The organism is Streptomyces sp. NPDC001980 (genome assembly GCF_040296885.1).
In the GTDB taxonomy this organism is placed as follows: domain Bacteria; phylum Actinomycetota; class Actinomycetes; order Streptomycetales; family Streptomycetaceae; genus Streptomyces.
On the sequence record NZ_JBEOYD010000015.1, the window covers coordinates 184,018 to 196,236 of the forward strand.

Sequence of the window (12,219 nt, forward strand, 5' to 3'; positions counted from 1 at the left end):
GTCATACCGTCCCTCGGGTCGAAGACGCGGAGATCGCAAGGCGTTCGATGTGCTTGTCGATGGCCTGGTCGGCTGTCAGATGGACCACCCGTTGGACGAAGACGCCCGGCAGGTGGACCTCGTCCGGGGCCAGCTCACCCGGCTCCACCAGCTCCTCGACCTCCGCGACCGTCACCCGGCCGGCCATCGCGGCCAACGGGTTGAAGTTGGCGGCGGCACGGCGGAAGACAAGGTTGCCGTGCCGGTCGCCGCGCCAGGCACGGACCAGGGCGAAGTCGGTGGTGATGCCGTGCTCCAGGACATACGAACGCCCCTTGAAGGCACGGACCTCCTTGGCCGGCGAGGCCACCGCGACAGTGCCGTCGGCCGCGTACCGCCACGGCAGGCCGCCGTCGGCGACCTGGGTGCCCACGCCCGCCGGGGTGTAGAAGGCGGGGATGCCGGCGCCTCCGGCGCGCAGCCGCTCGGCCAGCGTGCCCTGCGGAACCAGTTCCAATTCCAGCTCACCGGCCAGGTACTGGCGGGCGAACTCCTTGTTCTCGCCGACGTAGGAGCCGGTCACCCGCGCGATGCGGCCCGCCTCGAGCAGCACGCCCAGACCGCGGCCGTCCACCCCGCAGTTGTTCGACACCACCTCCAGGCCGCTTGCGCCCTGGTCGTACAGGGCCTGGACGAGCACGGCGGGGATGCCGCTGAGTCCGAAGCCGCCGACGGCCACCGTCGCGCCGTCGGAGATGTCGGCGACCGCCTGCTCGGCGCTCGCGCAGACCTTGTCCATAACAGGTCCTTTCAACCGGGGAGTACGGTCGACCAGCCGCCGTCGACGACGAGGTTGGCGCCGGTGATGTAGGAGGCCTCGTCGGAGGCGAGGAAGACGGCCGCGTTGACCACCTCGTCGGGGAGGCCCACCCGGCCGAGGGGGATGTGGCGGGCGATGGCCCGCATGGGGTGGTCCTCGGCGAGCAGGTCGCCGCGCGAGCCCTCGGTGTCGATCATGCCGGGGCTGAGGCAGTTGGCGCGGATCCCGTGCGGGGCGCCCTCGGCGGCGAGTTGCCGGGTCAGGGCGATGACGGCGCCCTTGGAGGCGGAGTGCGCGGTGCGCCGGTTGGTGAGCGAGCCGGTGAGACCGGCGGTGGAGCCGACGGTGAGGACGCAGCCGCGGCTCGCGGCCAGGTGCGGCCAGGCGACGTGCGCGGCGAGCCACACGGAGTCCAGTTCGGCGCGCAGGGTGAAGGCGAAGTCCGCGTAGGGCTGGGTGTCGACGGCTCCGAAGCGGACGGCGCCGGCGTTGGCGTAGAGGATGTCGACCCGGCCGAACGCGGACACCGCCTCCGCCACCCAGGCCCGGACGGAGTCCTCGTCGGTGACGTCCAGCGGGCCCGGGGTGAGGACGGTGCCGCCCGCTTCCGTGACGAGGCGCTGGGTCTCCAGTGCCGCCTCGTGCAGCACGTCGCCGCCGACGACGACCGCGCCCTCGGCCGCGAACCGTAGCGCGGCTGCTCTCCCCTGACCTCGGGCCGTTCCCGATATCAGGGCCACCTTGCCGTCCAGTCGCCTCATGAGCCGCTCCCGAGCAGTGCGTCCGAGATGGACTTGACGCCGCCGTGCGCGGTGAGACCACCGTCGACCGGGATCTCGGCGCCGGTGATGAAGGAGGCGTCGTCGGAGAGCAGGAACACCACGAGTGGGGTGACCTCGTCCACCGCACCGGTGCGACCGAGCGGGGTCTCCCGGATGTTCGCCTCACGGAAGACGGGGGCGGCTGAGGCCGTCATCTCGGTCTCGATGAAGCCGGGGTGAATGGTGTTCACGCGGATGCCGCGCGGGCCGAGTTCGGCCGTCGCCGCCTTCGACAGGCCGCGCAGTGCCCATTTGCTGGCGGTGTAGGCGACCGGGTAGTGGCCGGTGAGCGCGGCGGTGGACCCGACGTTCACGATGGACGAGCCGGCCGGCATGAGCGGGGCGAGGTGCTGGATGCCGAGCAGCGGGCCGGTGACGTTGACGGCGTGGACGCGGTCGAAGTCGTCGGGACGCACCTCGCCGAGGCGGGCGCGCCAGGTGATGCCCGCGTTGTTGACCAGGCCGTGGATCCGTCCGTACGACTCCTGGACTTCGGCGGCGAGTGCGGCCCACTCCTTGTCGCTGGTCACGTCGAGCCGGCGGCAGCCGAGGGCCTCGACGACGTCGGTGGCGATGACCCGGGCGCCCTCCCGGGTCAGTGCCTCGGCCTCGGCGGCGCCCTGGCCGCGCGCGGCGCCGGTGACGACGACGACCTTGCCGAGGAGCCTCTTGGGGCTGAGATCGGTCACGACCGCTCCCGGGTACGGCGGCGCGCGGTCGGCAGCGGTACCGGGTCGGCGCCGGCGACCACGGTGTTGGAGACGGTGCCGATGCCCTCGGCGGTGAGGGTGACGGTGTCGCCGGGCTTCAGCGGCGGGGGGTCCTGGGTGCCGCGTATCCCCCACAGTTCGGCCAGGCAGCCGCCGTTGCCGCAGGTGCCCGAGCCGAGCACGTCGCCGGGGCGCACGGAGGTGCCGCGCGAGGCGTAGGCGACCATCTCCTCGAAGGTCCAGCTCATGTTGGAGAGCAGGTCCTCGCCGACGACCTCGCCGTTCACCGAGGCGGTGAGTGCGAGGCGCAGGAACCCTTCCGGGTCCCGGTACTTCTCCAGTTCGTCGGCGGTGACGAGGTACGGCCCGAGGGTGGCGGCCGTGTCCTTGCCCTTGCACGGGCCGAGGCGGACCTGCATCTCGCGGGACTGCAGGTCGCGCGCGGACCAGTCGTTGAGGATCGTGTAGCCGATGATGTGGTCGCGGGCCCGCTCGGGGGTGAGGTCCCGGCCCTCCCTGCCGATGACCGCGGCGATCTCCAGCTCGAAGTCGAGGACGAGGGAGCCAGGCGGCACCGGCACGTCGTCGTGGGCGCCGACGATCGCGTACGGGTTGGTGAAGTAGAAGGTCGGGGCGTCGTACCAGGCCTCGGGCACCCCGCCGCCGCCGTCCACGGAGCGCCGTACGCCCTCGACGTGTTCCTCGAAGGTCACGAAGTCGCGCACGGTGGGCGGCTGGAGCGGAGGGAGCAGCCGTACCTCGGAGACGTGCGGCCCCGGTGGGACGTCGAGGGTGGCCGCGCCCACGTCGAGCAGCGCGTCGAGCCCGTCGCCGGAGCCGATCAGCTCCGTGAGCGAGCGCGCTCCGGGGACCGGGTGGAGGATGCCGTCCTCCTCGACGACGGCGACGCCACGTCGTCGGTGATGTTCATAACTGGCGAAACGCATGTACGGCTCCAGGCTCCGACGGGCGACGGAAGAAGGGGCCGGGGACACGGCGTGGGAGTCAGGGCAGTTGACAGGGCCGCCGCGTCCCCGGGACTCGGGGGAATCAGACCGGTGGGGCGACGAAGCAGCCGCGGTCGACGTCGTTGAACGACTCCTTGGCGATCAGCTCGTTCATGGGGTTGGCGGTGCCCCACTGGTCGGTGACCTCGGGCTGGGAGAAGTCGTAGACGTGCGGGTGCCAGGTGTCCTCGTCCAGCGTCTCCAGCTCGGTCGTGTACTCGATGGTGTTGCCGTGCGGGTCCAGGAAGTAGGTGAAGGTGTTGTCGCCGGCCAGGTGCCGGCCGGGACCCCAGACCTTCTTGAACCCGGCGCGGATGACCCGGCCGGAGCCGCGCATGTACTCGTCCAGGCCGCGCATCTCGAACGAGACGTGGTGCAGTGCGGTGTGCGGGCCCTGGGCGATGGCCATGGAGTGGTGCTGGTTGCTGATGCGCATGAAGTGCATCGCCTCACCCATTTTCGGGTGCATGAGGGTGTCGGAGAGCCGGAACCCGAGGTGGGTCTCGTACCACTGCCGGGTGCGGTTCAGGTCGGGGGAGTTGAGGACGACGTGCGACAGCTTGACCGGGATCGCCTCCTTCTCCTCGATCTTCCGGTGCTGCCGCACCTGCACGTCGGCGGAGACCTCGATGGTGCGGCCGTCGACGTCGAAGAAGCGGATGCCGTAGCCGCCGCCGGGCGTGTCGAGCTTGCCGGGCTGCGAGATCAGCCGCACTCCCCCGGCGAGCAGCCGTTCGGCGAGCGTGTCCACGTCGGACGCGCTCGCGGCGCCGTAGGAGACCAGGTCGAGGCGCTTCTCCTCGGCCTTGCGCAGCCGGACGACGTACTGCTCGGGGCTGCCCTCTGCGGCCAGGAAGGAGACGCCGGAGTCCTCGGCGGTCTTCGTCAGGCCCCAGACGCCGGAGTAGAAGTCGAGCTGCTTGTCGTAGTCGGGCACGGCGAGGTCGACGTGCCGCAGGTGGGTGAGCAGGCGGTCGCTCATGGTCTCAGTCCTTCCGGAGGAGAGCGGCGGCATTGCCGCCTCGTACGGCGTGGAAGTCACGGTCGGGCAGCCGGGCCGCGCGCAGGGCGGCGACCGGGTCCTCGGTGCCCATGTCGAAGGGGAAGTCGGACCCGAGCAGGACGCGGTCGGCGCCCACGGCGCGGACCAGTTCCCGCAGCACGTGCGGGTCGTGCACGAGCGAGTCGAAGTAGATCCGCCTGAGGTAGCTGCTGGGCAGGTGGGCGCAGTCCGCGCCGGCGTCGGAACGGGCCGCCCAGGCGTGGTCGGAGCGGCCGATGTGGGTGGGCAGGTAGCCGCCGCCGTGCGCGGCGACCAGCTTCAGCTCCGGGTGCCGGTCCAGGACACCGGAGAAGATCAGATGGGAGAGGGCGACGGCGTTCTCCGTCGGCTGGCCGACCGTGTTGGAGAGGTACCACTGGTCCAGGCGCTCGTCGAGCGTGCAGCCGAAGGGGTGGAGGAAGACGATCGCGCCGGTCTCCTCGGCACGGGACCAGAAGGGTTCGTATGCCGGGTCGGACAGTTCCCGGCCCGGGGCGTGGCTGGAGATCTCGACGCCCGACAGGCCCTGGTCCAGGGCGTGTTCGAGCGCGTCGACGGCCTGGGCCGGGTACTGGAGCGGGGCCAGCCCGAGCCCGTGCAGCCGGTCGGGCGCCTGGGCGCAGTGTGCGGCGGTCGCCTCGTTGGCGAGCCGGTACAGCTTCTCGGCCGTGTCCTCGTCGGTCCAGTAGTGGTAGTGCGACGGGGACGGGCTGACCAGCTGGATATCCACGCCTTGCTCGTCCATCGCGGCCAGCCGTACGGTGACGTCGGTCAGCCGTGGAATCCGCTCGCGGACCATCGGCCCGCTGACGGCCAGGGCGGCGGGGCCGTTGCGCCGGGCGTCCAGCGCCCTGGCCTCGGCAAGACCTGGCAGGCCGGCGACGAGGGCCTCGACCTCGGGGAGCAGGACGTGTGCGTGCACGTCGATGGTGGGCGTCGTCACGGCAGTTCCTTGAGCGCGGTCATGGCGGTGGCCATCAGTCCGGCCACGTCGCCGCGTTCGCCGTCCAGCTGCCACTGCCCGATCTGCACCGATGCCTCGACGACCGTCCGGACCCGCTCGACGCGCCTCTCGTAGTAGCGCGTGAGGAGTTCGTCGTCCCATGCCGCCCCACTGGTCAGCAGCTGGGACAGCACCCAGGAGTCCTCCAGGGACATCGCCGCGCCCTGGGCCATCGTGGGCGGGCAGCAGTGCGCCGCGTCCCCGACCAGGACGACCCGGCCGCGGTGCCAGGAGCCCTCGACCAGCATCCGGTCGAACCAGGCGTAGTTCACCTGCGCCGGGTCGGTGATCGAGGCGCGGATCTCCTCCCAGGCGCCGCCGTAGCCCTCGGCGAGGCGGCGCATCTCCCGCGCGTAGGACTCGGGCGGGATGGTCGCGCGGTCGCGCTTGGGCTCCACCAGGTAGGCGTAGAGGGTGTCCTTGCTGGTGGGCGTGTAGCCGGCGATGTAGCAGGACCCGCCATGGGCCAGGTCGGTGCGCTCGACGCCGGCCGGGCGGGGCGCCGGGACGCGCCAGATGGCCATGCCGGTCGGCTCCGGCTTGGCGTCGATACCGATGGCGGCGCGGGTCGCGGAGTTCAGGCCGTCGGCGGCCACGACGAGGTCGTAGCTGCCCTCGGTGCCGTCGCTGAAGCGGACGCCGACCCCGGTGTCGTCCTGGGCGAGGATCTCGGCGGTGGTGCCGAGCCGGACGTTCGCGCCGGATGCCCGTACCGCGTCGATGAGGATGCGCTGGAGCACCGGGCGTTGCATGCCCAGGGTCGCCGGCAGGTCGTCGCCGCCGGTGCGGATGTCCTCGCTGACGTGCAGCACGGTTCCGTCGGGCGCGGTCAGCCCGAAGGAGTCGAACCCGAATCCGTGCGCGTTCACTTCGTCCCAGACGCCCAGCTCGCGCAGCACGCGCAGGGCGTTGCCCTGCAGGGTGATGCCGGAGCCGCGCACGTTCCAGTCCGGTTTGGCCTCGACGAGGTCGACCTCGATACCGGCCCGGTGCAGCAGCACGGCCATGGCGTTGCCGGAGGTGCCCCCTCCGACGACCAGGACGCTTCTCTCTCTTGCCATGGCCAACTCCTTCGTTGGGCGGGTCACTTGACAGCAACCGGGTTGACGGGGGAGCCGACGGCTCCGGTGATGGGTAGGGGGGCAGCTGTGAGCCAGAACTCGTACCTGCCGTCGGCAGCACAGTCCGCGGCGAGGGCGTCCAGGTCCCACATCTCCCCTATGAGCAGGCCCATGTTGGGGATGGCGACCTGGTGCAGCGGCTGGAAGGCCTGCTCGAACTCATTGGGCCGCACCTCGAAGCCCCAGGTGTCGGTGGCGATCGCGGCGATCTCGGTGCCGTGCAACCAGCCGGCGGTGGTGAAGGACAGGCCGGGCGAGTCGCCGCCGGCGTAGTCGCCCCATCCCTCGCGCCGGGCCCGGGCCAGCCGGCCGGTCCGTACGACGACGATGTCGCCGCGCCCGACGGCCACGCCGTGCGCCTCGGCGGCCGCCGTCAGGTGCTGCTCGGTGATGGCGAACCCGTCCGGCAACTCACCACCGGTTCCAAGCACTTGGCCCACGTCCAGCAGCACCCCGCGCCCCGCGACATGCGGCGCCATGTGCTCGATGCCGGTGACGAGGTCGCCGTCGGAGGTGACGACCCTGGCGGCGTCCCGGCCGTTCCAGGCCCTGCCGTGGTCGAAGATGTGCCCCAGCCCGTCCCACTGGGTCGAACACTGGAGCGGCATCGCGATCACGTCGTCGGCGCCGCCGATGCCGTGCGGGAAGCCCTGGTTGCCGAGAGCCGCGTCAGTGCCGGTGTCCAGCATGGTGTGCACCGGGTTGGTGCGCCGACGCCAGCCCTTCTGCGGGCCGTTCATGTCGAAGGCCTGGGAGAGCGAGAAACTGACGCCTCGTCGCACGAGTGCGGCCCCCTCGCGGCGCTTGGCCTCGTCGAGGAAGTTGAGGGTGCCGAGCACGTCGTCCGCACCCCAACGCCCCCAGTTCGAGTACGCCTTGGCGGCGTCGGCGATGGCGCCTTCAGGGTCGTGCCGGTTCACGAGGCGTCCTCGGCGACACAGCGGGTGCGCTGCGTGCCGAGCCCGGTGACGGCCCCCTCCATCACGTCGCCGTCGCGCAGCAGCCGTCCCCAGTGCATGCCGTTCCCGGCCGGACTGCCGGTCAACACCAGGTCACCGGGGAGGAGTCGGGCGGTCTGCGAGATGTACGACACCAGCCGGGCGACCCCGAAGAGCATGTCCTTCGTCGACTCGTCCTGCATGGTGTCGCCGTTCAGCTTCAGTGTCACCCGCAGGTCACCGGGGTCTGCGATCGAGGAGGCCGGGACGATCCAGGGCCCGAGCGGGGTGAACCCGGGCGCGTTCTTGGAGCGCAGCCAGTCCGTCCCGATGGCCTTCATGTCCCGGCGGAACACGGTCGCCCGGTCGGTGAGGTCGTTGGCGATCGCGTACCCGGCGACATACGACAGGGCCTCCTCCACCGGTACCCGGTGTGCGGGCCTGGCGATGACGGCCGCCAGCTCCAGCTCCCAGTCCGGCTGTTCGGCCCAAGCGGGGAGCACCACGTCGTCGTACGGTCCGGCGACCGTGCTCGGCAGCCCGATGAAGACGTACGGCAGGTCCTCGGCGGCCCGCCGGTCCATCACCGCGGCGATCTCCGCACGCGCCTCCTCGACCGTGCGCGGGTCGTCGGGAGAGCGGTGGGCGACCTCCAGATCGATCACGTGCTGCCGGTAGTTGGCACCGGACTGGAAGATCTGCCGGGGCTCGACCGGCGCATGCACCCGCAGACCTTCCAGTGGCTGCCAGGCGCGGTCCGCGTCGTCCGCCAGGGCGCGCAGGCGCGGGAGCGCCGCGTCCCAGTCGTCGAGGATCTCCCGGCTCGTCAGGGCGGGTTCATCGAGGACCGAGCGCAGGTCCAGCACGCGGCCCCCGGGGATCACGAGACCAGGGAACGGTGCCTGGCCAGGAGCGGAGAGGGTGCCGAGGGCAAAGGGCCCGGCGAAGGACGCGGAAGGGGCTGCGGGTTTCACGGGAATGTCCTCCAGATTGCGGTGCGACTAATCTGGCCTCGCATCCCGCAATCTGGGAAATAGATTCTTCTGATGTTGATCATCAGCCGCATGGATCTCGTAGCACTGTGCGGTCTCGCTCTGGAGGCGTCGTGTCCCTCTCCGGCCTCGATCTCAATCTGGTCCTGTCCCTGCGCGCCCTGCTGGAGGAACGCAACGTCACCCGCGCCGGGCAGCGCGTCGGGCTCAGCCAGCCCGCGATGAGCGCGGCCCTGGCCCGCCTGCGCCGGCACTTCGACGACGAACTGCTCTCCCGCGTGGGCGGACAGTACGAGCTGACCGCGCTCGGCCGCGCCCTCCTCGACCGCACCGCCACCGCCTGTGACCTGCTGGAACGGGTCTTCAGCAGCAGGGCCGACTTCACGCCCGGCGCGGAGGAGCACGAGTTCACCCTGCTCGCCTCCGACTACGCCGTCACCGTGTTCGGTGCCGAACTCGCCCGGACCGTCCACGCCGAGGCCCCGGGCGTGCGGCTGCGCTTCCAGCGGACCCCGCCCGACGTCACGGAGGACACCGGGACGTTGCTCAGCACGGCCGACGGGCTGCTGATGCCGCACGGCGTCATCAGCGGCTTCCCCGCCGTGGAACTGTTCGGCGACCGCTGGGCCTTCCTGGTGGCCGAGGCCAACGACGAGGTCGGCGACCGCCTGGTCATGGCCGACCTGGCACGGCTGCCCTGGGTGATCTACCAGCGCATGTACGACGCCCCGGCCGCCCGCCAGCTGAGCATGCTCGGCGTCGACCCCCGTCCCGAGGTCTTCGTCGACAGCTTCCAGGCACTGCCGTTCCTGGTCGCCGGCACCCGCCGGATCGCCCTGGTGCAGCGGCGGCTCGCCGAGCGGCTGAGCGGGGTGGCCGCCGTACGCGTGCTGGAACCTCCCTACGAGGCGGTCCCGCTGCAGGAGGCACTGTGGTGGCACCCGGTGCACACCCACGACGCGGCCCACATCTGGCTGCGCGAGACCGCCGCCCGGGTGGGAGCGGAGCTGACCGCGTCCGGGCCCGGCCGGAGCGCCGTCCCGGCCCGCTAGCGCGCTCACGCGGGGGCTCAGGATCCAAGACACGGATGATCCGCATCTTCGATCTCGATCAGCGGGGGGCTAGGCACGGCCTGCCCGGTGACCCATAGTCGTCTCAACCCGGCGCCGGAGCCGCATCACCACACCGCCGCCGAGACTGCGCGGGCACCCGAGAGCCGACCCTTCGCACCGCCACGGCAGTCACCGGCCCGTCTCAGCGCGCCCGGTCCCCGTCCGGGGCTCCGGTGCGACCGCGCGGAGACGGCCGCACCCCGTCCCCTCCCGACACGCCAGGTGGAGCCCTCATGCCTGCACCCGTGCCCCCGCTCCCGTCGTCCGCAACCGTCGAAGATGCCCCGGCCGAGCAGACCGTGTCCGGCCCCGGGCACCGGATACGCATCACCCTGCTGATGGCCGGCAGCTGTCTGCCGATCCTCGGCGCCGTGCTCATCGCGCCCGTCCTGCCGAAGATGAAGGACCATTTCGCGGGCGTGCCGGGCGTCGACGCGCTCGTCCCGGTCTCCCTGACGATCCCGGCACTGTCCCTGGCGCTGCTGGCCCCCTTCGCGGGCGTCGTCGTCGACCGGCTCGGCCGTAAACGCCTGCTCGTCGTCGCCACCGTGCTGTACGCACTCGTCGGCACCGCGCCGCTCTGGCTGGACTCGCTCGGCGCCATCGTCGCCAGCCGTGCCCTCGTCGGCGTCGTCGAAGCCGCCATCATGACCTGCTGCACCACACTGATCGGCGACTACTATTCCGGCAGACAACGCGACCGCTACCTCGCCATGCAGACCATGTGTGCCTCCATCGCCGCCACCGCCTTCTTCGTCCTGGGCGGCGCGGCCGGATCGGCCGGCTGGCGGGCTCCTTTCTGGGCCTACGCCGCGAGCCTGCTCCTCGCCCCCGCCATGGCCGCCTTCCTGCCCAAACCGTCGCGGACCCAGCCCTCCGTCACCGAGGCGACCGCCCCCACGGAGCCGACCGGCCGAGGCGCCTTCCCCTGGAGGCCCCTGGCCGGGATCTGCGCGCTGACCGTCTTCGGCGCCGTCATGTTCTACACCGTCCAGGTGGAGATGTCCTTCCTGCTGGACGACATGGGCGTGACCGACACCGGCATCATCGGGCTGGCCATCGCGGCCTCCAGCGTCGCCACGGTGGTCGGCGCGGTCGTCTTCACCAAGTCCGGCCGGAGCCCGCGGTCCTGGCTGCCGATCGCCTTCGGGCTGTGCGCCGCCGGCTTCGCGGTGATCTGGATCGCCCCGAACCCCGTCGTGCTCACCGCCGGCGCCGTGATCAACTGCCTCGGCGGCGGCATCATGCTGCCGAGCCTGCTCACGCTCGCCCTCTCGAAGCTGGAGTACGCCGACCGGGGCCGCGGCACCGGGCTGTGGATCGGATGCTTCTTCACCGGCCAGTTCATCTGCCCGCTGGCGGTGCTCGCCCTCACCGCCGCCGTCGGCAGCCTGCCGAACGCGGTGGGCGTCCTCGCCCTGGCCGGAGCGCTCGGCGCCGCGGGGCTCGGAGCCGCCGCCCGCCGACTGCCGACGGCAGCCGCCCCCGTTCCGGCGGGGCGGACCGTGCCGGCGCCGGTCGTGGCCGACGCCTCGCCCGCCGGCGAGTCGTAGGCCATAGACCGTTCCGGTGGCAGTGACGTCACCCTTCCACGCCGAGGAGGCGGCGGGAGGGTGACGTCATTGCCGCGTTGCCATCCTGAACCCCGGTGCCCCGCCTCCCGGGCAACCGGCAGACTCTTCCGCACAGGAGTACAGAGCATGTCCACACCCGATTCCGCCCGTCCGACGGCCGAGAGCGCGCCCGCCGCGGGAATGCCGAAGCCGCCGTCCGACCCCGCCGCCCAACTCCAGTGGCTGGTCGACCGCGCGGCCATCGGCGACCTGCTGATCGAGTTCGCCCACGCGCTCGACACCCAGGACTGGGACGCATACGTCGCGCTCTACGTGCCCGAGGGCAGCATGTCCCCGTCCGAGTCGATCCGGCTGGTGGGTCACGAGCAGTTGCGGGGCGTGGGCAGCAGCCGGCAGCTGGGCCGCTACCGGGGCACCTGGCACCTCAGCTCGAACCACGCCATCCACCTCGACGGCGACACCGCCCGCACCCGTTCCTATCTGCTCGGCGTGCACATGCTCGGCGAGGACACCTTCCGCCACGCGGACGGCGCCGGCTGGTACGACTGCACGCTGCGCCGCACCCCCGACGGCTGGCGGTTCGTCACGGTCCGCGTCCACGAGGTATGGAACGCGGGCGAGCCGCTGCCGCACGCGCCGCGCCCGTAAGAGCGTCCCGAACCCTGTAGCCCCCGTAGAAGGAACGACGTGACAACTCTTCGATTCGACACCCGCGTCGAGCAGGACCCCGACCGTGTGTGGGCCGTGCTCACCGACGTGAACACGATCCCGCAGTGGTTCCCCGCCGTACGGGAGGCGTACTTCGACGGCGTCCACCGCCACCTGAGCACCCCCCAGGGAACGCTGAAGGCTCTCGTGGTCACGAAGAACGACGAACTGCGGCGGTTCCAGTACCGGTTCGTCGAGGGACTGCCCGAGCCAATCGAGTTCCACCTCGGCACCATCGACGTCCTCCCCGACGGCGACGGCTCACGGGTGGTCTACAGCCAGGAGATCCTGCCCGAGAGCCTGGCCCCGATCGTCGAGCGGGCGGTCGGCGAGGGAATCGCGGGCATCGCCCGGTACTTCGCCACACACCCCTGAGGAACGGAAAAACCCGC

Annotated in this window: 13 protein-coding genes; 4 read left to right on the forward strand and 9 right to left on the reverse strand. The window is 71.5% G+C overall.

The window, feature by feature from the left end:
* Position 1: 1 nt before the first annotated feature.
* The 9 genes from ABT137_RS24060 to ABT137_RS24100 all read right to left on the reverse strand — a co-directional run bounded on the left by ABT137_RS24060 (position 2) and on the right by ABT137_RS24100 (position 8,415).
* Positions 2-778: a CoA transferase subunit A gene (locus tag ABT137_RS24060; RefSeq protein WP_351712105.1), complete on the reverse strand. Its 777-nt coding sequence runs from the start codon at positions 776-778 to the stop codon at positions 2-4.
* Between the two features lie 11 nt (positions 779-789).
* Positions 790-1,560, reverse strand: a complete 771-nt coding sequence (locus tag ABT137_RS24065) for an SDR family NAD(P)-dependent oxidoreductase (protein WP_351712107.1) — start codon at positions 1,558-1,560, stop codon at positions 790-792.
* Positions 1,557-2,309 carry an SDR family NAD(P)-dependent oxidoreductase gene (locus tag ABT137_RS24070; RefSeq protein WP_351712109.1) on the reverse strand — a complete coding sequence of 251 codons (753 nt, stop codon included), beginning with the start codon at positions 2,307-2,309 and terminating at the stop codon, positions 1,557-1,559. Before ABT137_RS24070 ends, ABT137_RS24065 begins: the two co-directional genes overlap by 4 nt.
* Entirely contained in the window at positions 2,306-3,277 is a 972-nt protein-coding gene (locus ABT137_RS24075; RefSeq protein WP_351712111.1) for a fumarylacetoacetate hydrolase family protein, read from the reverse strand. The genes ABT137_RS24070 and ABT137_RS24075 overlap by 4 nt, the downstream gene beginning before the upstream one ends.
* Positions 3,278-3,380: 103 nt before the next feature.
* Positions 3,381-4,319 carry a VOC family protein gene (locus ABT137_RS24080; protein WP_351712113.1) on the reverse strand — a complete coding sequence of 313 codons (939 nt, stop codon included), beginning with the start codon at positions 4,317-4,319 and terminating at the stop codon, positions 3,381-3,383.
* 4 nt (positions 4,320-4,323) lie between these two features.
* Positions 4,324-5,322: an amidohydrolase family protein gene (locus ABT137_RS24085; RefSeq protein WP_351712115.1), complete on the reverse strand. Its 999-nt coding sequence runs from the start codon at positions 5,320-5,322 to the stop codon at positions 4,324-4,326.
* Positions 5,319-6,443 (reverse strand): FAD-dependent oxidoreductase, encoded by a 1,125-nt coding sequence (locus ABT137_RS24090; RefSeq protein ID WP_351712117.1) that lies wholly within the window; start codon positions 6,441-6,443, stop codon positions 5,319-5,321. Before ABT137_RS24090 ends, ABT137_RS24085 begins: the two co-directional genes overlap by 4 nt.
* Before the next feature lie 23 nt (positions 6,444-6,466).
* The gene (locus tag ABT137_RS24095; protein WP_351712119.1) at positions 6,467-7,423 is read right to left on the reverse strand and encodes a cyclase family protein; all 957 of its coding nucleotides are present in this window, start codon (positions 7,421-7,423) and stop codon (positions 6,467-6,469) included.
* The gene (locus ABT137_RS24100) at positions 7,420-8,415 is read right to left on the reverse strand and encodes a fumarylacetoacetate hydrolase family protein (RefSeq protein WP_351712121.1); all 996 of its coding nucleotides are present in this window, start codon (positions 8,413-8,415) and stop codon (positions 7,420-7,422) included. The genes ABT137_RS24095 and ABT137_RS24100 overlap by 4 nt, the downstream gene beginning before the upstream one ends.
* 131 nt (positions 8,416-8,546) lie before the next feature.
* On the opposite strand from ABT137_RS24100, the gene ABT137_RS24105 reads away from it, so the two are divergent.
* The 4 genes from ABT137_RS24105 to ABT137_RS24120 all read left to right on the forward strand — a co-directional run bounded on the left by ABT137_RS24105 (position 8,547) and on the right by ABT137_RS24120 (position 12,202).
* A complete protein-coding gene (locus ABT137_RS24105) occupies positions 8,547-9,485 on the forward strand; it encodes a LysR family transcriptional regulator (protein WP_351712123.1) in 939 nt (312 codons plus the stop codon).
* Between the two features lie 293 nt (positions 9,486-9,778).
* Complete coding sequence (locus ABT137_RS24110; RefSeq protein ID WP_351712125.1) at positions 9,779-11,098, forward strand: MFS transporter; 1,320 nt, start codon at positions 9,779-9,781, stop codon at positions 11,096-11,098.
* Positions 11,099-11,245: 147 nt separating this feature from the next.
* Positions 11,246-11,767: a nuclear transport factor 2 family protein gene (locus ABT137_RS24115; RefSeq protein WP_351712127.1), complete on the forward strand. Its 522-nt coding sequence runs from the start codon at positions 11,246-11,248 to the stop codon at positions 11,765-11,767.
* 39 nt (positions 11,768-11,806) lie between these two features.
* Complete coding sequence (locus tag ABT137_RS24120) at positions 11,807-12,202, forward strand: SRPBCC family protein (protein WP_351712129.1); 396 nt, start codon at positions 11,807-11,809, stop codon at positions 12,200-12,202.
* Positions 12,203-12,219 lie beyond the last annotated feature (17 nt).

Bases quoted from the DNA above. Each gene is read 5' to 3' on its own strand.
- ABT137_RS24060 (WP_351712105.1), bottom strand. From the start codon at position 778: ATGGACAAGGTCTGCGCGAGCGCCGAGCAGGCGGTCGCCGACATCTCC.
- ABT137_RS24075 (WP_351712111.1), bottom strand. From the start codon at position 3,277: ATGCGTTTCGCCAGTTATGAACATCACCGACGACGTGGCGTCGCCGTC.
- ABT137_RS24110 (WP_351712125.1), top strand. From the start codon at position 9,779: ATGCCTGCACCCGTGCCCCCGCTCCCGTCGTCCGCAACCGTCGAAGAT.
- ABT137_RS24080 (WP_351712113.1), bottom strand. From the start codon at position 4,319: ATGAGCGACCGCCTGCTCACCCACCTGCGGCACGTCGACCTCGCCGTG.
- ABT137_RS24090 (WP_351712117.1), bottom strand. From the start codon at position 6,443: ATGGCAAGAGAGAGAAGCGTCCTGGTCGTCGGAGGGGGCACCTCCGGC.
- ABT137_RS24065 (WP_351712107.1), bottom strand. From the start codon at position 1,560: ATGAGGCGACTGGACGGCAAGGTGGCCCTGATATCGGGAACGGCCCGA.
- ABT137_RS24115 (WP_351712127.1), top strand. From the start codon at position 11,246: ATGTCCACACCCGATTCCGCCCGTCCGACGGCCGAGAGCGCGCCCGCC.